Source organism: Streptomyces sp. WY228, assembly GCF_019287315.1.
Classification (GTDB): Bacteria; Actinomycetota; Actinomycetes; order Streptomycetales; family Streptomycetaceae; genus Streptomyces; species Streptomyces caviscabies.
In genome coordinates this window covers 868,308-890,518 of the sequence record NZ_CP079114.1, presented here as the reverse complement: position 1 = coordinate 890,518, position 22,211 = coordinate 868,308, and the positions used below count along the sequence as shown (strand labels likewise).

Annotated in this window: 11 protein-coding genes and 1 pseudogene; 7 read left to right on the top strand and 5 right to left on the bottom strand. The window is 69.0% G+C overall.

The annotated features are described in order from the left end of the window. The first annotated feature begins 355 nt into the window (after nucleotides 1–355). From KV381_RS03555 to KV381_RS36325, 3 genes and pseudogenes are all read left to right on the top strand, one after another. A complete protein-coding gene (locus KV381_RS03555; protein ID WP_030624371.1) occupies nucleotides 356–3,289 on the top strand; it encodes a glycoside hydrolase family 3 C-terminal domain-containing protein in 2,934 nt (977 codons plus the stop codon). Continuing rightward, on the top strand, nucleotides 3,286–5,553 hold the full coding sequence (yicI, locus tag KV381_RS03550; RefSeq protein ID WP_030624373.1) for an alpha-xylosidase: 2,268 nt from the start codon (nucleotides 3,286–3,288) through the stop codon (nucleotides 5,551–5,553). Before KV381_RS03555 ends, yicI begins: the two co-directional genes overlap by 4 nt. Before the next feature lie 1,873 nt (nucleotides 5,554–7,426). Then, nucleotides 7,427–7,701, top strand: a pseudogene (locus KV381_RS36325) (ISAzo13 family transposase); the annotation flags it as partial. A gap of 324 nt (nucleotides 7,702–8,025) precedes the next feature. On the opposite strand, the gene KV381_RS03540 reads toward KV381_RS36325, so the two are convergent. Beyond that, nucleotides 8,026–9,588 (bottom strand): type I restriction-modification system subunit M, encoded by a 1,563-nt coding sequence (locus tag KV381_RS03540; RefSeq protein WP_256995012.1) that lies wholly within the window; start codon nucleotides 9,586–9,588, stop codon nucleotides 8,026–8,028. 165 nt (nucleotides 9,589–9,753) lie between these two features. Between KV381_RS03540 and KV381_RS03535 the strand changes: the two genes are divergently transcribed. From KV381_RS03535 to KV381_RS03520, 4 genes are read left to right on the top strand one after another with little or no spacing between them, the layout of a single operon-like run. Beyond that, on the top strand, nucleotides 9,754–10,065 hold the full coding sequence (locus KV381_RS03535) for a trypco2 family protein (protein ID WP_098024169.1): 312 nt from the start codon (nucleotides 9,754–9,756) through the stop codon (nucleotides 10,063–10,065). A gap of 1 nt (nucleotide 10,066) precedes the next feature. Continuing rightward, the gene (locus KV381_RS03530; protein ID WP_218784484.1) at nucleotides 10,067–12,229 is read left to right on the top strand and encodes a serine protease; all 2,163 of its coding nucleotides are present in this window, start codon (nucleotides 10,067–10,069) and stop codon (nucleotides 12,227–12,229) included. Continuing rightward, nucleotides 12,226–13,230, top strand: a complete 1,005-nt coding sequence (locus KV381_RS03525; RefSeq protein WP_218784481.1) for a MoxR family ATPase — start codon at nucleotides 12,226–12,228, stop codon at nucleotides 13,228–13,230. The genes KV381_RS03530 and KV381_RS03525 overlap by 4 nt, the downstream gene beginning before the upstream one ends. Nucleotides 13,231–13,234: 4 nt before the next feature. Then, nucleotides 13,235–16,651 carry a protein kinase family protein gene (locus tag KV381_RS03520; RefSeq protein ID WP_218784479.1) on the top strand — a complete coding sequence of 1,139 codons (3,417 nt, stop codon included), beginning with the start codon at nucleotides 13,235–13,237 and terminating at the stop codon, nucleotides 16,649–16,651. 1,260 nt (nucleotides 16,652–17,911) lie between these two features. On the opposite strand, the gene KV381_RS03515 is transcribed toward KV381_RS03520, so the two are convergent. The 4 genes from KV381_RS03515 to KV381_RS03500 form a co-directional block, all read right to left on the bottom strand. Continuing rightward, a complete protein-coding gene (locus KV381_RS03515; RefSeq protein ID WP_256995011.1) occupies nucleotides 17,912–19,039 on the bottom strand; it encodes an IS630 family transposase in 1,128 nt (375 codons plus the stop codon). A gap of 86 nt (nucleotides 19,040–19,125) precedes the next feature. Next, complete coding sequence (locus KV381_RS03510; protein ID WP_218784477.1) at nucleotides 19,126–19,767, bottom strand: gamma carbonic anhydrase family protein; 642 nt, start codon at nucleotides 19,765–19,767, stop codon at nucleotides 19,126–19,128. A 595-nt stretch (nucleotides 19,768–20,362) separates the two neighbouring features. Beyond that, entirely contained in the window at nucleotides 20,363–21,274 is a 912-nt protein-coding gene (locus tag KV381_RS03505) for a transposase (protein ID WP_256995010.1), read from the bottom strand. A 149-nt stretch (nucleotides 21,275–21,423) separates the two neighbouring features. After that, complete coding sequence (locus tag KV381_RS03500) at nucleotides 21,424–22,191, bottom strand: transposase (protein ID WP_218784470.1); 768 nt, start codon at nucleotides 22,189–22,191, stop codon at nucleotides 21,424–21,426. Between the last annotated feature and the right edge of the window lie 20 nt (nucleotides 22,192–22,211).

Sequence of the window (22,211 nt, the reverse complement as noted above, 5' to 3'; positions counted from 1 at the left end):
CCTGTCACTGAGGTAGGGGCGTTACCGGCCGAGCCGGCCGGAACTGAACCGGCTGAGCTGAAGCGGTCGACGGGCTGCTCGTCGAAGCGCTTCGATGTTGCAGCGAGGTTAAGTGAAGGGTGTCGGCCGCACAAGAGTTCGTTTCGATATTCCTCCGACCTGTCTCCGAACCGCTTCCCGGCTTGATGGCGCACCGATCTGCGCGGAAGAGCCTGTTCGAGGCGGTCGCGCCCTTGACAGTCGCGGGGTCGTCCGATGAGCATCGAAGCGCTTCGAACGATCATCTCCGCGCGCTGAGCGATGACTCGGCGCCCGCAGACCGGAATACCTCCCACCTCTTCAAGGGGACCCGCACGTGACGGACCATCCGCTTCCCTTCCGCGACCCGCAGCTGCCCTTCTCCCGGCGCACCGACGACCTGCTCGGACGGCTCACGCTCGACGAGCGGATCGCGATGCTGCACCAGTTCGCCCCGGCGGTGGAGCGTCTGGGGGTCGGCCCGTTCCGTACCGGACAGGAGGCCCTCCACGGGGTCGCCTGGATGGGGCCCGCCACCGTCTTCCCGCAGGCCGTCGGCCTCGGCGCCACCTGGAACGACGACCTGGTCCGCCGGGTCGGGGAGGCCGTCGGCAACGAGGTGCGGGCCAAACGCGCCCAGGACGACCGCGTCGGGCTCAACGTCTGGGCGCCGACCGTGAATCTGCTCCGCCACCCGCTGTGGGGCCGCGGCGAGGAGGGGTACTCCGAGGACCCGTTTCTCACCTCCGCCATCGCCGTCGCGTACACCCGGGGACTGCGCGGGGACCATCCCCGCTTCTGGCGCACCGCCCCCGTGCTCAAACACTGGCTCGCGCACAACAACGAGACCGAACGCGACACCGCGTCCTCCTCGGTCCGCCCGCGCGTCCTGCACGAGTACGACCTGCGGGCCTTCCGTGACGCGGTGCGGGCGGGTGCTGTGGCCGGCGTCATGCCCGCCTACAACCTGGTCAACGGCCGCCCGAACCACGTCTCGCCGCTCCTGGGGCAGCACCTGCGCCGCTGGACCGACCAGCCGCTGGTCGTCTGCTCGGACGCGGGCGCCCCTTCGAACCTGGTCGACTCCGAGCACTACTTCGACACCCACGAGGAGGCCACCGCGGCCGCCCTGAAGGCGGGTGTCGACAGCTTCACCGACCACGGCACGGATTCCACCGTCATGTCGCGACGCATCCGCGACGCGCTCGCGAAGGGGCTCATCGACGAGAGCGACATCGACACGGCGGTCCGCCGTCTGCTCGCCATGCGCTTCGCGCTCGGGGAGTTCGACCCAGAGCTCGACCCGTACGCGCAGGTCGACGCCCTGGACACCGAGGAGCACCGGGCTCTCGCCCTGGAAGCCGCCGAGCAGGCCGTCGTCCTGCTCAAGAACGACGGCCTGCTGCCCGTGGAGCCGAAGCAGGGCCGGACCGTCGCGGTCGTCGGACTGCTCGCGGACGCCTGCAAGCTCGACTGGTACAGCGGCACGCTCATGCACCGCTCGACGCCGCTCGACGGAATCCGCGCACGGTACGGCGCCGAGAACGTCCTCTTCGCGGAGGGCGCGGACCGGGTCAGGCTGAAGAGCCCCGACGGCTGGCTCCATGTACCCGCCGCCGACGGGGCGACGGAAGGTGAGGCGCGCGGCGCGGAAGGCGCCCTCGACCCGGCCCTCCTCGCCGGCCGCACCGACCTGCCCCCGCTGACCTGCGGTGACGAGGCGACCGAGCTGGCCCTCGTCGACTGGGGCGACGGCGCCCTGACCCTGCGTACCGACGAGGGGCTGTACCTGTCCGTCGCCGACGACGGGTACGTCAGGGCGTCCGCGGACGAGCCGGGCGGCTGGGTCGTCCAGGAGACGTTCCGCCTGGAAGCGGTGGAGGGAATCGACGACGGGCACCGCCTTCTGCACCTCGGGACCGGTGGGTACGTGTCGGTCGCCGCCGACGGCGCGAAGGTCGCCGAGGCGGGCGAGAGGGTCTCCCGGGACGACGCCACGGTCTTCGAACGGGAGACCGTCGAGCACGGCGCCGACGCGGTGGCCCGCGTCGCCGCGGCCGCCGACACCGTCGTCGTCGTGGCGGGCAACGACCCCCACATCAACGGCCGTGAGACCGAGGACCGCACGACCCTCGCTCTCCCCGCCCAGCAGGACCGGCTGTGGCGCGCCGCGCACGCCGCCAACCCTCGTACGGTCCTCGTCCTGACCTCCGCCTACCCCTACGCGGTCGGCGACGCGGCGGACGGACTGCCGGCCCTGCTCTGGACGGCGCACGGGGGGCAGGCCGCGGGCACCGCGCTCGCCCGCGTCCTCGCCGGCGACGTGTCCCCGGCGGGCCGGCTCCCGCAGACCTGGTACGCGAGCGACGACGATCTGCCCGGCCTGCTCGACTACGACGTCATCGGCTCCCGCCAGACGTACCTCTACTTCGACGGCACGCCCCTCTTCCCGTTCGGCCACGGCCTCGGTTACGCCGACATCACGTACTCGGCCCTGCGCACGGAGGTGGACGGCGAGCGGCTGCGCGTGTCACTGACCGTCACCAACGACGGCGGGCCCGCAGCCGACGAGGTGGTGCAGCTCTACGTCCGCGCGGCCGGACCAGCCAAGACGGCCGAACCCGTCCGCGAGGGTCCGGGTCGCCGGCTCCCCGATCCCCGGGACCTGCCGCAGCGCAAGCTGGTCGCCCACCGTCGGGTGCACCTTGCGCCCGGTACGGCGGCGCGCATCCAGTTCGAGGTGCTCGTGGAGGAGTTGGGGCACTGGAGTGTGGCGCACGGCCGGTGGACCGTCGAGCCGGGCGCCTACGAGGTCCTCGCGGGAGCGTCGAGCGCCGACATCCGGCTCATCGCGACAGCGGTCGTCGACGGAAAGGCGCAGGGCCCCCGCCCGGTGGCGACGCACGGTCTGGAGGCCGTCGACTACGACCGACAGAAGGACACGGAGATCCTCGACCGTACGAAGACGGAGGGTGACGTCGTGGCGCCCGCCTCCGCCGACCAGGAGGGGAGCCTCGTCTACCGGGCGTGCGACTTCGGTGAGGGGGTCTCCGGACTGAGGTTCCTGGCCTCGGGGGAGGGGCGCATCACCGTGAGTGTGGGCGGCCACAGCTTGGCGCTCCCGTTCCCGGACACCGGCGGACCGTACGCGTACCGCACTCTCGAGGCCGCGCTGGACCTCCGCGGGGTGCACGAGATGGGTATCGGCCTCAGGGGCGCCATGCGTCTCGCCCGCGTGGACGTCTCTCCCGCCAAGAAGGAGACCGCATGAAGTTCACCGACGGCTTCTGGCTCATGCGCGAGGGCGTCCGAGCCTCGCACGCGACCGAGATCCGTGATCTGCGCGTCGACGACGACCGGTTCACCGCGTACGCCGCGGTGAAGCGTGTCGCGGCGCGCGGCGACACGCTCAACACCCCGCTGATCACCGTCGACTGCTTCTCCCCGGCCGAGGGTGTCATCGGCGTCCGCACCACACATCACGCGGGCAGGGCCCGGCGGGGGCCGGACTTCACGATCCTGCCGGAGGACACCACGGCGCCCGCGGCCCGCACCCGTCGGGACGGTACGGCGACGGAACTCACCAGCGGGCCACTGACGTTGCGGATGGATGGTGACGGCCCCTGGGGCATCACCTTCCTCGATGCCGACGGCCGGCGCCTCACCGGGGTGGACCCGAAGGGCACGGCGTTCGCGACCGCGCCCGACGGCACGCACCACATGATCGCCCAACTGGGCCTGGACGTCGGTGAGTACGTCTACGGACTCGGTGAGCGCTTCACCCCGTTCGTCAAGAACGGGCAGACCGTGGACATCTGGCAGGCCGACGGAGGCACCAGCAGCGAACTGGCCTACAAGAACATTCCGTTCTATCTGTCCTCGCGCGGCTACGGCGTCTTCGTCAACCACCCCGGCAAGGTCTCCTTCGAGGTCGGTTCGGAGTCGGTCGGGCAGGTGCAGTTCAGCGTCGAGGACCAGTCGCTGGAGTACTACATCGTCGCCGGCCCGACGCCGAAGGACGTCCTGTCCCGTTACACGGCCCTGACCGGCAGACCCGCGCTGCCGCCGGCCTGGTCCTTCGGCCTGTGGCTGACCACGTCCTTCTGCACGTCCTACGACGAGGAGACCGTCACCTCCTTCGTCGACGGCATGGCCGAGCGCGGGATCCCGCTCAGCGTCTTCCACTTCGACTGTTTCTGGATGCGCGAGTACCAGTGGTCGGACTTCCTGTGGGACCCGGAGGTCTTCCCCGACCCCGAGGCGATGCTGGCCCGCCTCAAGGAGCGGGGCCTGCGCATCAGCATGTGGATCAACCCCTACATCGCGCAGAAGTCGGCCCTGTTCGCGGAGGGCGCCGAACACGGTTACCTGGTGCGGCGCGCCAACGGCGACGTCTGGCAGTGGGACCTGTGGCAACCGGGGATGGCGCTCGTCGACTTCACCAACCCGGCCGCCCGCGCCTGGTACGACGACAAGCTGCGTCTCCTGCTCGACCAGGGTGTCGACTGCTTCAAGACGGACTTCGGCGAGCGCATCCCCACGGACGTCGTCTGGCACGACGGCTCCGACCCGGAGCGGATGCACAACTACTACGCGCAGATCTACAACCGCACCGTCTTCGAACTTCTGGAGAAGGAGCGCGGAGCGGGGGAGGCAGTGCTCTTCGCCCGGTCGGCGACGGCGGGCGGTCAGCAGTTCCCGGTGCACTGGGGCGGTGACTGCTTCGCCTCCTTCACCGCCATGGCCGAGTCCCTGCGCGGCGGCCTGTCGCTGAGCCTGTCCGGCTTCGGTTTCTGGAGCCACGACATCGGCGGCTTCGAGGGCACCCCCGACCCGGCGGTCTTCAAGCGCTGGCTGGCCTTCGGCCTGCTGTCCTCGCACAGCCGGCTCCATGGCAACGTCTCCTACCGGGTGCCGTGGGAGTTCGGCGAGGAAGCCGTCGACGTGGCACGGAAGTTCACCCTGCTCAAGCACCGGCTCATGCCCTATCTTTACGGAGTGGCCGCCGAGGCGCACCGTACGGGCATCCCGATGATGCGGCCCATGCTGGCGGAGTTCCCCGGTGACCCCGCCTCCCGCACCCTGGACCGGCAGTACATGCTCGGCCCGGACCTGCTGGTCGCGCCGGTCTTCACCGAGGACGGCGAGGTCGAGTACTACGTCCCCGAGGGAACCTGGACCTCACTGCTGACCGGCGAACGCGTCACCGGCCCCGCCTGGCGGCACGAGACGCACGGCTTCGACAGCCTGCCGCTGCTGGTCAGGGACGGAGCCGTACTGCCGTGGGGCGCCGACGACCAGCGCCCGGACGGGGACTGGCTGGACGACCTCACCCTGCGGGTCTTCGGCACCGGTACGGACGAGGGCACGGTCACCGTGCCGGACCTGACGGGCGTCCCGGCGGCGGAGTTCCATGTCCTGCGGGACGGGACGGGGGTCCGCGTCACGGCGGAGGGGACCGACCGGGTCTTCCGGGTGACCGTCGACGGATCCGGTGCGGAGGGGAAGGGGTCCGGGACGGTCGTCGTCGCCTGAGCTCCGCCCACCACTACGGCGGCCCGCTGGGCCCCGCCAGGGGCGCCCGGCGGGCCGCTCGTTCCATGGGCCGGGAACGCCGCGTTGCCGGGAACGCCCGCCTTGCTCACGTGTGCGCGTTCTCCACCGTGTGATGGCGTGATCCAGACCTTCACCCGTTTCACGAACCCAGCACGCGTGTCACCAACGACCCGGGACACCGCATCCAGGGCGCCGCGGCCGCCCATCAGCGTCAAGTTCTGTTCCCTTCGGGCGACGAGGAAGCCACGACCGGCGGCGGAACCCGAAGCCGAGGGAAGCGACCGTTGAAGCCGGTGCCCTCACCGCGGGCGGAGTCGTTCCGTCGAACAGCTGCCGCCCCACCCCGTGCGCCCGCGCCCGTGCTTCTTCGCGCCAGGGACGTGCGCCGTGGTGTCAGCCCTTGACGGGCACCATGGGGTAGCGGGAGGCGTTGCACGATCGACTTCACCGAGAGCTGCAACTTCTTCACCGAGAGTTGCAACTGCACGTCCCTGCTCACCTCGGTCACGAGCGGCACCGGTGCGTACACGGCCTCCACCACCGCCACTTGTGGGTTGACGCTCGACGGCCCCTACAGTTACACCGAGACCTACACGTGGAACACCGGCCAGAGCAGCACGGTGACGTACACGACCGGCGAGACCGTTCGGGCCTTCAACGGCACCACCACGGTCACCTCCATCGGAACCGTCACCGTCGGCCTCGGGGCCGGCTGCGTAGTCCGCGGTGGCGGGAAGGCGGGACTCGCGGACGCGAGTGTCCGCATGCGTGAGCAGGCCCGAGATCCCGGACGACTCGACGGCCGTGACGCGAAAGCGTCCGCGTCGGAGCGCGCTGCGAGGCGATCGCCGGGACGTCGAGGAGCAGGGTGGACGCCCATCGCGGGGAGCGAGCGGAAACCGGCATCTGATCAGGCTCCTGATCGCCAGGGTTGATGCGCGCTCAATGCCGTGCGCGGCTGTCGGAACGGCCTCATGGTCACCACCGGATGCGCGGCGGTGTAGCCGTGCACCGTGGAACGGCAGCCGGCGGGGAGCGTGACAGGGGTGGGTCCGATCAGGGGCGCGTCCGACGCCAGGTCCTTCGCCGCATGGCTTCGCACGGGCCTGGAGCCCTGCCGCCCGCTGCCTGCATCGTTGCGTGCTGCGCGTCTTCTCGCCCGCGCCACTGACGCAAACGGAGTGGCGGTACGTCGTCACCTCAGTGACGTACGTCCGCCGTGCAAGCTGATCGAAGGCGAAACCATCACAGTCGAAGCCGCCGAGGCGGAGAGGGCACGTCCTCGCTCTGCTCGCGCCATGGGCCGGCAAACTCGCCGATCTCGAACGCGATGTCCGCACCGGCGCTTCCCGGGGGTCAGAGGCGGATCGCCTGTCAGTGGATCCGGCACGCGGAGGGCGGTCCACCGACCCTCGGGCCGGTTTCCCGCCTTGCCGGCGGAGTCACCCGGCAACCCGGTCCCGGCTCACCCCCGTTCGCTGTTCCGACCGACGCTGCTACCGACTCTGGGCTATCCCGCGTATGCGTGAGCGGGACGGCGCGATGTCGTACATCAGAGAGCCACGCGAGCCTCATTCGGAGGTGCCGCGATGCCTTTGCGATGGGTGCGCCTTCTGTGGGATCCGGTTGGGCCTGCGCGGCCGGCCGTACGCGTCAACCTCGAATGGTGAAAGGCGCCGCCGTTGTCACCGAACCGCGCCGCACATGTTGGTTCCTGCGTAGCGCTTGGGGGCCCGGCAGCGGATCAGGGCTTGGAACACAAAGGTGGCGTGACCGGTCGAGCTATCCTCGGGGTTGCCTTAACGGAGGTTGGTGGAGTCGAGGGTCAGCAACTTAGACAACTTCGGGCGCTGCCGACGGCGGCGGCTCCAACGGCTACCGCATCCGCGGCTGGAAGACCCAACTCGCCGAATCTTCTGTCGAGACCGGGCTTGAACCACAGTGTGTCACCTTCCGCCCGGCACCTCGAAGTGGAACAAGATCAAGCACCGGCTGCTCTCCCACATCACCTTGAACTGGCAATGCATGCCCCTGCCCAGTTACGAAGTCATGTCCGAGGCCATCGCCGTGACCACCAGTCGCACCGGCCGGACGGTCCAGGCCGAACTCGTCAACGGTGAGTACCCCGCGATAGCTGGGTGTCCGATGCCATCGCCCCGTTCGAAGTCGTATCGTCGCCAACTGTTGAACACCGGCTACACATGACGTCTATGTCGGCGACCGCCCAGATGCCGCCGCTGGGGTCGTTTCCAGCGCGGCGGTCGCGGCGCACTGTATCGGCTGCTCAGCCAGTGGCGGGACTGCCTACATCGCCATTTGCCGTCGCGCTCGAAGGTGGTTGGGTTGACACATCCCGTGAGCGTCGCAGTCGGGGCCGCGATGGGGTGGTCGAGCATGATGAATGCGGTGAGGCTCTGCGGTGCGCGCCGCGCACGACTGTTCCGGGTGTGGTCAGTCGAACAGTGTGTCCAGGTTCCTAGCCAACCTCTTAAGCTCGCCTCGGCGGTCATCCTGGAGCGCGGTGTTGGCCGAAGGGGGGGCCACGTACCGAGACGGTGTCAGTACGTACTCATGATCCCGCACGGTCTCCAGGCCCACGGAGACACAGAAGCCGGGCTCGTCGCGGTAGGCCGCCCGCGTTGCCTGGGCCGATGGCGTGCCGCGCCAGGCGTGGTAGGTGCCAACGATGCGCCCGAGATCGGTTTCGGTGAGGACGCGTTCTGTCCGGCCGACGAGCGCGCCCGTCTCGCGGGCGTCGATGAACAGGATCTCGCCCCGCCGGTCCGCCAGCGCCCGTGCACTCTGTCGGCCCTTGTCTTTGGTCAGAATCCAGAGGCACGCCGGGATTCGCGTCGTATGGAAAAGTTGTCGGGGAAGCGCGACCACACAGGCCACAATGTCGTCCTCCAGCATCGCTTGGCGGATTCTTCCCCCGCTCTTCGAGTACAGGGAGCCGTTGGCCAGGACGACGCCCGCCGTCCCATGGGGTCTCAGTTTGGCCAGAGCGTGTTGTAGCCAGGCATAGTTGGCGTCAGCGAGCGACGGCACACCGTACCGCCATCTCGGGTCGGCATCGTTCCGTGCCCAGTCCGCCATGTTGAATGGCGGGACGCTCATGACGAAGTCGGCTTCCAGATCAGGGTGCCGGTCGTCGGCGAGGGTGTCGCCCCAGCGGGATCCCAGATCGCCCTCGACGCCGTGCACGGCGAGGTTCATCCTGGCGAACCGCCAAGTCCGCTGGTTGACCTCCTGGCCATAGACCTTGAGGTCGCCCGTGTGAGTCACTCCGCGCCGGGTCTCGACGAACCGGGCTGCCTCCACGAACGTGCCGCCCACGCCGCACGCCGGGTCGTACAACCGGCCCTCGAACGGCTCCAGAAGCTCCACGATCAGCCTGTTCACCGACCGCGGTGTGTGGAACTCGCCGCCGCGCCGCGCCTCTGCGCGCGCGAAGTTGTCGAGGAAGTACCCGTACACCTCGGCGAGCATGTCTGCCGGCGGCCTGCCCTCGGTCCCGGCGAACTGCGCCTCGTCCAGCACCTGGACGAGCCCTGCCAGACTCCTCGTGTCGACGCCGCTGTGGAAGATCCGAGGTAGAGCCTCCTCCAGGAGCGCGTTCTCCCGCATGATCGCGGCCATAGCGCCGTCGAGGACCGCGACGAGGTGCCTGCTCCCCAGGTGGGAGGTAATCCAGCTCCAGCGGGCCGTCTCCGGAACCCACAGGACTCGGGCGCTCACGTACGCGTCGGGGTCCTCGAGGAAGACATCGAATCGGTCCTCGGAGACGTCGTCCGCCGCGAGCTCTCGGGTCAACTCCGCACGGCGCCGGTCGAACGCGTCGGAGACGTAGCGCAGGAAGAAGATCCCCAGGACCAACTCCCGGTACTCGGCGGCGTCGACAGACCCTCGCAGCTTGTCGACGGCCTTCCAGAGCAGTGCCTGGAGCTTGCCGACATCGTCCGGAGTGTCGAGCGGCCCCGCTTCTCCGTCGGGCATTTTGCCTGTCGGCTCCACAGAAATGGACCCCTCCCTCTGACCGTCGTCGGCCCCATGGCCGCGGTCCCCGACAGTCCGGCGGCCTGCCGATCCGATTCTCCACGATCCGGCTTGGAGGTGTCTTGGGGTCGCTGTAACGTAGCCGCGACGACTGAGTGTGGACCCGGGGGCGGGGGAGACGAGATGGCGACGATTAGGTTGGCCGAGGCCATCGACGACTTGAGGCAGGAGCTGTACCAGGCGCAAGACCTCGGGAAGGGACAGCAGTTCGCCTTTACCGTCGAGGAAGCAGAACTCGAGCTCCTGCTCGAGCTGCGCGACAGCGGCAAGGCCGACGGCCGCGTCACTTTCGGCGTGGCCACCGTCGGAGCGGGCGGCGAGCATTCGGCCGTCCGGACTCACCGGCTGACGCTGAAGCTGTCGATCCGGGATCGCGCTAACGGCGGTACCAACCCCGAGATCAACGACGACGAATCCAGGTCTTGGGACGAGTGACGTGGATCCGCGCAGACTGGCGCTGATCCGCGGCGGCACCACCGATACAAACCACAGCGTCGGCAGCGGCTATCTGATCGCCCCACGGGTAGTGCTCACCGCGCGCCACGTCCTCGTGAACCGGGCTACCGGAGAGCCCTGGCCCGAGATCCGGGTCAGTGTGGGACACCCCTGCGGCAGCGAAGCACCGCTTTTCAGGGCGGAGTTGCTCTGGCACCATCCGGAGGGGCTGGACATCGCGCTCGTGCGCGTCGAGCGGGCAGCTGACGTCGAAGGCTCGGTCCGCTGGGGCCGGCCCGTGGGCGGGGCACCGCTGCGCTACGAAGGGCTCGGCTTCCCTCGAGCCACCGCGGGCAGTACCCGCGACCCCGAGCACCTGCGCGGCGTCCTGCCGCCCCTCTCCGGCTCCGGGCAGTACTACATCCTTGACCAGGGGCCCGCCCCAGCCCTGGGAGTCGACGGCGAGAAGGCCTGGGGAGGAGCGTCCGGAACCGCCGTCTTCTGCGACGGTCACCTCGTCGGGGTCGTCGTCCGCGACGACCGACCCTTCGAGAACCGGCGTCTGCGCGCGATCCCTGCCCGCGCCTTCGCCGAGCACAGCGGCTTCGCTGCCCACCTCGCTGGAAGCCCCGGAGGCCCGCCTGACCTGATCGACATCGGCGCGACGCCTCCGAAGGCCGGATCCGCCGACGAACGCCCCCTTGCCGAACGCGAACTGGCCTCCTTGCTCCGGCCCCTGTTCGCCGACCCGGTCACCCGCTGGACCCACGCACGAGAACTCGCGTGTGAACTCGGCTACGAGACCGCTCGGTACGAGCCCACCGTCTCGGATCTGGCTGTCCTTCTCGCGGCGCACCCTCGCGCGCTCGCCACGCTCAGCGGCAGCCTCGCCGCCTCCACCGCGGATGAACGAGCGCGTATCAGCCTCACCGACCTTCTCATCCGGACGAGCATCCTCGACGGAGTGTCCCTGCTGTCCACGCACGAGTACGAGAGACTGCTCGACCTGCTGCGTGGCGTCTGCAAGGAACACCCCACACTGCTGCCCCGAGCCGCCCGCGAGGCCTTGCGGTACGCCGTCCTGCCCGAGAGCCTCACCCACCCAACCGTCTCGGACCAAGACCTCGACGGCCTCGTTGAGGAACTCGAGGCACTCTCGGACAGCGAGAACGTCCCCGAGGGAACCCCACCGGTACCAGCGCTCCTTCGCCTCGTCGAGTACGTGGCGGCCGCATCCGCCCACGAGGTCGCGGTCAAACTTCGCTCCTGGTCCGAGGAGACGGCTCAGCGACTCGGCATCCACCCCGTCGCCCTGCGCGAGCGGCGCGTGGATGCCTCCGGCTGGGCACGCAGGCGGACATCGGCGACATCGCGAGTGGTGATGGAGCTGAGGAGGGACGACTCCACGTGCGAGGAGTTGTACCTCTGCCGGATCCTCCTGGTCGGCAAAGACGGCTCGCGCACCATGCTGCACGACGCTAGGACAATGCCCAAGCCCCCTACGGAAGCCGCCCGCTGCCTGCGGGACGCGGTTGCCGCCACCGCCGCGGAACCCGGGCAGGAGGACCACGTGCCGTGGGTGACGATCGTCGTCGGCCGCTCGCAACTCCACCTCGCCGTCGACGAATGGCAGCCGGACGTGGCCGACGACATCATGCCCGGACAGCCCCTCGGAGCGGAGTACCGCGTCACCCTGAGCTGCCCCACCATGACCGACTACCGGCCCCAGCGTGCCCAGGACCAGCGACGCCGCTGGCAGCGCGGACCCGCGCAGGCCCTCATCACAGACCCGGACTGTCGCAACAGCAGCCAACTGCTGCACCTCCTGCAGAACGGACACCGAGACACCGCACAGGTTGTGCTCAACGGCCCAGCCCAGGAACGAGAGAACTGGTTGCAAATCTGCCTCGCCATGGGAGTCCCAGTCGTCCTCTGGGACCGCGCCGCTGCCTCGTACGAGGACAGGGAGCGGCTAAACGAACTCCGCCCGGCCGGCCCGCCCGACGAACTCCCCGATCGCGTCCGGACCTTGAGGAGCCATTCGTTCGCCTATCCCGGCGAGCGGACGGCCCGCCCCTCCCTCATCTGGGAACAGGACGGCCAGTACCCCACGCCCGAGTCACTGCACCTCAGGGACCCACGGAAAGGAACCCACGCGTCATGACGACCCCGGAGCCCGCAGCCGACGCGAACCCCCAGACCCGGCCCGATGACGCCGACTGGCGACTCTTCAGCGGTGACGGCATTCCGAGGCAGACCCCTTTCCCCCCGGCACCGCCGTGGCGGCGGTTCAACCAGGAGCAGCCGACCGAAGGACACACCACCGCCTCCTCCCGGCCCTACCTCATCGGCCCCGAAGAGGCCGATATCGTGAACGCCGCTCTTCATCTGCGCCGACCACTCCTGGTGACCGGACACCCTGGCACCGGTAAGTCCTCCCTGGCCCACGCCATCGCCAACGAACTGACACTCGGACAAGTCCTGCAGTGGCCCGTCAACAGCCGCTCCATCCTGCGGGACGCCCTGTACGAGTACGACGCCATCGGCCGACTCCGCGAGGCCAACCTGCGCCGCGACGCCGACGGCGAGGAACTCGACATCGGCCACTACGTCCGGCTCGGCCCCCTGGGCAACGCCCTCGTCCCCCGGGAAGAACGCCCCCGGGTGCTACTCGTCGACGAACTGGACAAGGGCGACATCGACCTGCCCAACGACCTTCTCACGGTCCTCGAGGAGGGCTGGTTCGTGATCCCGGAGCTCGCCCGCCTCCCGGCGGACCACGCGCCGGTGTACGTCCAGACCGACGACCCCGACCGTCCCGCCGCCGTCACGCGCGGCCGGATCCGGTGCCAGGAGTTCCCCGTCGTGATCATCACCAGCAACGGCGAACGCGAATTCCCGGCCGCCTTCCTCCGGCGCTGCGTCCGACTCGAGCTCCGCGAGCCCAACGAGGAACGCCTCCGGGACATCGTCTCCGCCCACTTCGGCACAGACGCCCTCGACGGCATCGACGACCTGCTGCGTGAGTTCCTGGACCGCCGCTCCTCCGGAGAACTCGCCACCGACCAGTTGCTCAACGCCGTCTTCCTCCGCAAGGGCGGCGTCGGCCTCGACGCCGACTCTCTCTTCGAGGCCGTCCTGCACCGGCTCGGCGGAGCCGTGTGAGGCCGTGATCACGCGTGTGACGCAGACCCTCGCCGAGAGCGGAGTCGCCCTATCCCAGGAGGAACTCCTCGACGCCCTCTGGCTAGCCGGGAGGCTGCCCCGGGGGGCCGGGCCCCTGGCCCGGCTCGCCGCACCCGAGGCCCCACGAGGGCCGACCGATGCCCCTTCGCCGGCCGCGCCCGGCCCCGACGGCGTCGAGATTTCCCACGAGCTGCCGACGGCCGGACAGCCCGATCCGGATTCCGCGCACCCGGTCCTGGCGACGGCGGAGCCGGTGCCGGAGGCGGAGACCGACACGCCGAAGGTCCCGGTGCTCCCCGTCCGCGCCCCCGACGGCCGCGCCGTCGGCGCTGGCGAACTCGGGCTCGGGAAGGCGCTCCGCCCCATCCGGCAGCGCTTCCCCGACCATCGGAACCACGAACTCGACATAGCGCGCACGGTGACCGCACTGGCCGACACCGGCATGCCCGAGATCGTCACCCATCCGGCCAGGAGCCGCTGGCTCTCCCTCGCCCTCGTCGTCGACGACGGTGTCTCCATGGTCCTCTGGCAGCGTCTCGCCGCAGAGCTCCGCACGCTCATGGAACGCGCCGGTGCCTTTCGCGACGTGCACGTCCATGGACTTGACTCACGCGGCAGCACACCACGCCTCCGTACCAGCCCGTACGCCGCCACCGGGCGGCTCCGGGCACCCGAGACCGTGAGCGACCCGACGGGAAACACCCTCGTGCTCGTCGTCAGCGACGGAGTGGGCGAGGCGTGGCGGGATGGCAGCATGCGGCGGGTGATGGAGCTCTGGACGCGGTGCGGTCCCACCGCGATCGTCCAGACACTGCCCACACGGCTCTGGGACGGTTCCGGCATCGCCGCGCGGCCCTGGCAGGTCACCACCCGCCGTCGCGGTGGGCCCAGCCGTGCCTGGCACATCACGGACCCGGTGCTCCCACCTGATCTCGTCAGCTTCGACTCCGTACCTGTACCGGTCCTCGAACCAACCCCTGTGGCCATCGGCGACTGGGCGCGAATTATTGCCTCACCCAGCGGCACTGCCGTCCTGCCCCTGTGGAGCACCAACCGATCCCGGGCGGACCGGCCCGTCGCAGGGGCCTCCCCGGGTGACGACGCCGAGGTCGTTCTGCGATTCAGGGCCGCCGCCTCACCTGAGGCTTACCGGCTCGCGGCCCATCTCGCCGCCGTCTCGCCGGTCACGCCGCCTGTCATGCGCCTGACGCAGGCTGCACTTGGGCCTCCCACTGACCCGGGCCACATCACGGAGGTGTTCCTGGGCGGCTTGATGCACCAGCTCGCGACCGACGACCCTGACAGCCCACCCCACCACCGGCGGTACGACTTCTCCAGCGACGCCCGCCGCGTTCTCCTCGCCGCTGTGTCCCCGAAGGACCTGCTCCGCGTCACCGGTGCGGTCACCGAGCACATCGAGGCCGCCGTCGGCCGCTCCCCGGTTTTCCCGGCCTGGGTCGGCCACCCGGATGGCTCCGCCGTGGTCGGGGACGCCGGACGCTCCTTCGGCTGGCTGCGGGAGGAGCTGCTGAGGCGGCTGGGCATCGAGCCGGGAGTTGTCGGTACCGGGCCGGGCACGGCGGGGGCCGGGCCAACCCCCGCCACCCTTCCCGGTACGGAGTCCGGCCTCTTCGGTACGGAGGCCGAGCCACTACTGCCCCGACCCGACGAGCTGCCGTCGGGCTGGGAGCCGCTCCTTACGGACGACCCGGGCCGGTTCGGCCGGTTCCGGCCGTATGCCCGTAGCGCCCGGGGCTGGTTCCACGTGGTGATGTACCTGGCTCTGGATGAGGACGGCACCACCGTCACGGTTCGCGCGCCCGCACCGGAGTACGGCGGGGGCATGGAAGCGGGCGGGGATCTCGTACGGACGGAGGCCGAGTGCCTGCTCCGCATGGGCGGGACGTACGCGCCCGAGCTGCTCGACGTACGGACGTCCCCCGCCCACGTACAGCCATGGATCGCGGCGGCTTTTGTGCACCGGGGCGCCGAAAATCCGTCCTCAGGTCCGGCGCCCAACCTGCGCGCGTTTCTCGAGGAGTGCGGGGGATCAGTCCCGGAAGAGGCCTTTCTGCGGATCGGCCAGGACCTGGCTCGCGCGGTTGATCGCGCCCATGGTCTCGGACTCGTCCACGGAGGGCTCGCGCCGAGGGCCGTCCTGGTGACCAACCGTGATGTCCGGCTGGTCGGTTGGATGGCGGCGAGTATCGACGGAGCCGACAGCGATCACAGTGCCGGCTTCCCGCGCAGCGACGCCTATGTAGGGCCGGACGAGGGCGGCTCCTCGCCTACCCCGGAGAGTGATGTGGCCGCTGTCGGTGCCCTGCTCCTGTCCCTCCTCACGGGAGGGTGGTCCGACCCTAGGACCTCCGAGGGACGGCGAACCGTGGCGGCTTCGCGGATCGCCCCGGAGCTCGTCGATACCCTCTGGAGGTGCCTGGAGAAGGAACCGAACCGCAGGCCCTCCGCCGCCACGCTAGCGGCGGCTTTCACCCGGGCGTCCGCTCGTCAGGCCGTGCCCGGAGCGGGCGAGGACGCGGTGCGGCCGGTGGCGGAGCTGGAGGGAGCGGCCTATTCCGTTGCCGCCGACAACGTCCGGCGCTACCGCGCGCTCGCGCGGCAGGAGCCGAACGCGCACGCCTTCCATCTCGCGCGCAGCCTCCGGATCCTGTCGAACCGGCTGGCCGACGACGGGCGTCTCGACGAGGCGCTCATGACCGTAGACGAGGCTGTGCAGCTCTTCCGGCAACAGTACGAGCGAAGCCCCGAAGTCGTCGCACCCGACCTCGCCGAGACCCTCGGAAACCAATCCGTCCGGCTGAGCGCGGTCGGCCGGGCCGCGGAAGCCCTCATAGTCGGCTACGAGGCGGTGTCGCTGTACCGGCCGCTCGCGCAGCGGGAACCGGAGGCCTACGGCCCCGGTCTTGCCGCCCTCACGAACAACCTGTCCAACCGCCTGGCCGATGTGGACCGCCCGCGCGAGGCCCTCGACGCGATCGAGGAGGCCGTCCGGATCAACCGAGAGCTGGCCGACCTGCACGCCGGGGCCCATGAAACGGTCCTGGCCAGGAGCCTGACCAACCTGGGCAACCGGCTGGGCGGCCTCGGCCGACGACGGGAGGGGCTACGGGCCGCTGAGGAGGCTGTGTTGCTCTACCGCAGCCTGGCCGCGCACCGGTCCGCCGACGTCGGAGCGGACCTCGCTACCAGCCTGAACAACCTCGCCGTACGGCTGGCCGACGTGGGGCGCCGCCAAGAGGCTTTTGACGCCCTTGAGGAGGCTGCGGAGGCCGGACGGAGGTTTGCCGACGGGCGGTCGGAGGCATTCCGCGAGGCCAACCGGCAAGGAGGAAGGATCAGATCGTGGATCCTTGAGACACCGGTTGGCAGACAGCGGTGACCCGGTTGGTGACGTACCGCAGGTGCCGCTCCTCCCGTGGTCCACGGAGGCCGTGACACCTTCCGGGCGCGCTTCGCCTGGCCTCGGGGATGGGGCCGGCACCTTCGACGGCTACCACCTCCTGCTGTGCGCCCCGGCCCCCGGAGTTCGTTGCCTGCGCCGAGTGGATCGAAAAGATTCCCCTGCTTACTGAGCCAGCGAGCGAAGGTGTGCTGGCAGGCATCCGCACACACCAGAGGCGGTTGGCCCTGCCGGCTGTCCTGCACAGGCAGGCGCTGGACACGAAGCCCCCGCCAGGTGGTGCAGGGGATTGAGCTGCTAGTGCCCCATCAGGCAACGTTTGCCCTGTTGCGACATGACGCGCCGTTGGAACGCAGGCTTGGGCGGCGAGGTGTTGCTCATTGCCGTGGACCAGGCAGATCAGTCGGCCCTGAAGTACGGCTGCGTGAGGACGTGTCAGGCTGGATACTGTCTGGTCAGGGAAACGGTGGCGTCTGAGCACGGTGGAGGGGGAGTGTGTGGACCATCGGAGGGCTGCACCACACGGCGAACAGTCTTGGACATACCTGGACGAGCACCTATGGCATACGTGCGAAATTCTCGCGGATCTAGTGAGTGGCAGGTTAGAGAGGCGCCCGCACCTCGCTACTTGTGCGCGACTTGCTCCGAATGAGCGCGTCCTGGCGGTGGGGCCAGCTCAGAGGCTGACTTGGCGCGCCCTGGGAAGCGGAAGCTACCAGCACGCGAATGTGGTTGCCGTTGGCCGTCCGTCGTTTGTTATCGGCAGCATGCTCGGGTCTGCTCTTGGAAATGCCTCACGCCGCCGTGCGGCAGCCGCTGCTGCGCAGCCTCGCTGGGTCCTGGACGGGAGTGGGGAACTCACGGTTACTGATCAAGGCGCCTACTTCAGCCATCCGCATGCCCCTGCTTCCATCTGCTGGACCGGCGTGACGGACAGCATCGATCTGGCCGGGCCTGAAGATTTTCAGATCGCTCTCCGCACCGACCATGGAGGCCACCGCACTCTGCGGTTTCATACTCCGTGGGCCTCTCTCCTCTTCGTCCTGGCCGCGCGAGCAAGTTTCAGGGCTCATCCCCGACTGCTCCACCGTGGCTGGCTTCCGGCTGATTTCGAGAGCCGGTGTGCTCGCGTGGGCCGGCCCTGTCCACCCGTACCACCGCTCGTACCGAAATCCCTCGCCCGGTGAGGCTGCGTCGGCCAGGTCCTAGACCTGGAGGGATCCCGAAGCTAGTGCCGCATCAGGCAACGTTCGCCCTGTCAACCACTTCACGTAGCCGTTCGTCGGCGGCGTGCTTGTTCCGCCAGATGATGTAGCGGCGGATCATGCTGCCCTGCTCCTTGTGGCTGGCATGGTCCGTGCCGTCCAGCGCGAAGTAGCGCAGGGCGGTGAACTGGGCCTCGACGCGGTTGAGCCAGGAGCTGTTGGTCGGCGTGTAGGCGACCTCGACGTTGTTGGCTGCGGCCCAGTCGCCGACCCGGGAGTCCTTCTTCGTGGTCAGGTGCGGGGAGAAGTTGTCGAGCACGATCGCGATCCGGACCTCGGGCGGGTGGAGGCCGCGCAGGTAGCGGCAGAACTCCAGGAACCTCGTGCGGTGCTTTCTCGGCTTGATGTGGCCGTAGAGCTGGTCCTTGCCCAGGTCGTAGGCGGCGAACAGGTGCCTGACCCCGTGCGGGCGGGTGTAGGTCGCCCGACGGCGGGGCCTTGGCTCCCGGTCGGGGTCCTTGTGCTTCCCGCCGCGCTCGGTCCACTGACGGCCCGGGTGCGGCTGGAGGCTGAGCGGGCCGAACTCGTCAAGGCAGAATACGACTTCGGGCTCGCCTTCCTCGGGTATGACCTCGCCGTCGGCGATGGCGTAGAGGTGCTCGACACGGGCCTTCTTGGCGGCATAGTCGGGGTCACGGGAGGTCTTCCAGGTGTTTATGCGTTGAAACGAGACGCCCTCCTCGCGGAGCAGGACCCGAAGGCCCTCGTGGCTGATGTCGTCGACCACCCCCTCGGCGACCAGGAAGTCGGCCAGCTTGGCCAGGCTCCAGGTCGAGAAGGGAAGGCCGTGCTCGGCCGGCTTGGACTTGGCGATCTTATTGATCTCCCGGCGTTCTGGGAGGGTGAACGTCTTGGGTCGGCCGCCCTTGTACTTCGGGTAGAGGGAGTCGTCGGCGTTGAAGTTGTGGATCACGTCGCGGACCCGGTCTGCGCTGGTGAACGTCACCTCGGCGATCTTCGCCACGGGCATGCCCTGCGCGGACAGCAGCACCATCTGGGCCCGCCGCCAGGTCACCACCGACCCGGTGCCCCTGCGGATGATCCGCAGCAGCCGCCGACCCTCGTCGTCATCGATCTCGCGGATACGTATTCGTTCGGCCACCAGCACAGCGTGCCGGACGCGCGCCGCCGGAGTGGAATCCGGACGGCGCGTCACCTCAGCACAGCACAAGGGTCGCTGATGCGGCGCTAGCCGAGATTCAGAACCTCATCGTCCGCGTGCGTGCCGAACTCGGCGACGCGCACCTCCGCGATCTGCTCGTACCGGCTGATCCGGTCGGTCCACTCCGCGTCGACACCGAACGCCACCTGCGCGAAGCCCACCCGGCCGACGGCCTCGGCCAAGCCCGGATCACCAGGGGCCAGCAGCCGCACCGGCGCGTCAAGCGCCACGGTGTGCGGCGGCACGAAGTACTCGTCCGGCACAACGGTGCGTGCATGGACGAGCGCGCCGACAGCGACAACCGAGCCAGCCCCCAACCGTGCGCACTGCAGAACCGTCGCCGTGGTCGCCACATAGACGCACCTGCCGACCTCGCAGCCCAGCAGAGTGGCATGCGGCCCCACGAAGACGTGGTCGCCGACAAGCACCGGCTGATCGCCGGCGACCGCAGACCCGCGCAGCACCGCGTTCTCGCAGATCACCGCCGCCTCCCCGACCTCGATCCGAGACCCCTCGGCATCGAGCACCGCACCGTACATCACCCGCGCCCGTGGCCCCACGCGGACATCACCGACCAGCGTGGCCGTCGGGGCGACGTAGGCGGTGGGATGGACCTGCGGTTCATGCCCGCGATGCCGGATACGGATTCCCTGCGCTTCAGCGTTCATGAGCGGATTCTCGCCCGACCGACCGCGAGCATGCTGGCGGATTTCAGGCATCACGTTCACCGAGACCTGTGTCATCCGCGATCTCAGGCACTACAGGGCGAACGTTGGCTGATGCGGCACTAGCCATGGCCGACTCTTGCATGCACCTACTGGTGCCCCCCCGTAATCGGGATAGCCTGGGGTTTCCTTAACGGAGTTTGGTGGACACCAATAAGGACAATCCCAACCGGCAGGTCCGTCTGTCGTTCCTCGGGTAGAGCTGCCTGTGCCGCCACTGGATGAGTGATGTCCGGCCGCACCAGCGGTTGGACCGCAGCAATTCTGCTTGACGTTACTCGAAACCGATAGCCCCTATTTGCTCGAATGACGGCTCCCCTTGAATGACGGGAACGCCGAGTTCCTCACGCAGCGCAGCCCAAAGAAAATCGGCAAAGGTCATCTCGAAAAAGAACCATGCCCCCATTTCCACCGCGACCTGTCACTGCCTTCTGTTCTCGTCAGGGGGGACGAGAAAGATGTGGTTGCCGGAAATCGACCTAACAAGCTCGTGCACGGTAGGCGGTGAGACGTCGAGGCTGTCGGCGGGGCTCGATGTTCACCTCTGCCGTGTCGACGTCAGGTCCGCGGTCTGCTGATGGGGCAGCAGGCCGGCGACGGCTTGGACGGTGTCGCTCATGTGCTCGCGGCGGCCGAGGTGGCGGGCCAGGGCACGCCAATTCTTCAGATGCGCGATGCCGTGCTCGACCCGGATCCGCCTTGAGGAGTGTGCCTTGCGCTGGCGTTCGTACATCTCCTCGTACCAGTCCGGGGCGTTTTTCTTGAACTTGCGGTGCGGTGGTGTCACCACCCGGCCGCCGGTCTGCGCGCCAAGGCCCTGGTAGCCAGCATCGGCGAGAATCTCAACCGCGGGCCCGTCGGCCAAGAGCTTGACCAGCCCTAATTGGCGGGCGTGAGTGATGTCCGCGCAGCTTGCGGGTCGTGCTGGGCTGCACCACAGCACGCGGCCTTCGGCGTCCGTGACCACCATGGACTTGACGGCGTTCTGCTTGTTCTTGCCGGAGATGAACTTGTCCCGGTCCTTGCGTCCGGCGGCGGGCCGACGGACCCGGATCTCGGTGCCGTCGATGATGCCGGTCGTCCCGCTCGCGCCGAGGTGGTCGACGACGTCGGCCAGAGTTCGCAGCCGCACGTCGGGGCTGACCGTGCAGCCTCGCTCGGCGAGCAGGGGCCGCACCTCGCCGACGGCCCGGGTGATAGTGGAGCGGTCTACGCCGAACCAGCAGGCCAGCACGTCGTGGGTGACCCCGTGATGAAGATGGACGAGCGTGGCCAGCAGCCGATCGACAAACACCAGCCGGTGCTTTGCGCCGGCGCCCACGGCCCGCTTCCGTGGCCGGGAGGTGAGCCGGGCCTGGTGACGCTCTCGCCACAACGGGCCGATCTCCTCGACGAGTTCAGCAATCACTCCCACAGCCAGGCCCGTGATCCGCCGATTGCTGATGATCACCGCACGCGTTGAGTTCCCCACCACAAGACCATGATCGAGGATGAGGAGCTCGACGTCTCACCGCCTACCGTGCACGAGCTCGTAAGGGCTGTCCCGTAAATGATCTCTGATTGGTGTTGACGTGGGCGGTGACGAGTCCGCCCGCTTGCCTATCCAGCGAGGTTGAGGTTGTGGAGGCGGGCGATTCCGAGCATGGCGTGGTGGACGCCATCGCCTCTGAGGCGGCAGTCGCGGAGGATCTTCCAGGTCTTCATGCGGGCGAAGACGTGCTCGACGCGGGCGCGGACCTGTTTGTGGGACTTGTTGTGGGCCTGTTTCCAGTCGGGTAGTTGTTCGCCTTTGCGGCGGCGGTGGGGCATCACGAGTCCGGTGCCCGGATAGCCGCCGTCGGCGATCGTCAGGGGCTTGCCGACGGCGGCCTTCGCGCCGGACTCCTCCCACGCCTTGCAGTCGTTGCGGTTGCAGGGCAGGGGCCGGCCGACCAGCACGATGAGCCGGGTGTCGGCGTCGATGACGACCTGGTGGTTGGTGGAGTAGCGGTAGTTCTTGGACTGCTCGGCGATGCTGTGGTCGCGGGTGGGGACCAGGGTGCCGTCCACGATGAGCACGGTGCCTTTGCGGAACCGCTTGCGGGGCTGCAGCGCGAGCGACGGGCCGAGGTGGTCGATGATGCGGTCGGCCGCGGACTTCGAGATGCCGAAGAGCGGGGCGAGCTGGCGCAGTGTCAGGTTCGTGCGCCAGTACGCTGCCACCAGCAGCACCCGGTCTTCCAGCGGAAGGGACCACGGGCGGCCCTTGCGGACCGGATCCGCACCCTCGCGGCGCAGTGCAGTCACCAACTTGCCGAAGACACGGGGGCTCAGCCCTGTGAACGGGACTATCCAGGACGATTCCGACGCCGTGATCACACCAGACACCCCAAGATCATCTCATTGCG

What these genes read in the sequence shown, in the direction of transcription:
- yicI (WP_030624373.1), top strand. Translation starts at nt 3,286, where the DNA reads ATGAAGTTCACCGACGGCTTCTGGCTCATGCGCGAGGGCGTCCGAGCC.
- KV381_RS03535 (WP_098024169.1), top strand. Translation starts at nt 9,754, where the DNA reads ATGGCGACGATTAGGTTGGCCGAGGCCATCGACGACTTGAGGCAGGAG.
- KV381_RS03525 (WP_218784481.1), top strand. Translation starts at nt 12,226, where the DNA reads ATGACGACCCCGGAGCCCGCAGCCGACGCGAACCCCCAGACCCGGCCC.
- KV381_RS03510 (WP_218784477.1), bottom strand. Translation starts at nt 19,767, where the DNA reads ATGAACGCTGAAGCGCAGGGAATCCGTATCCGGCATCGCGGGCATGAA.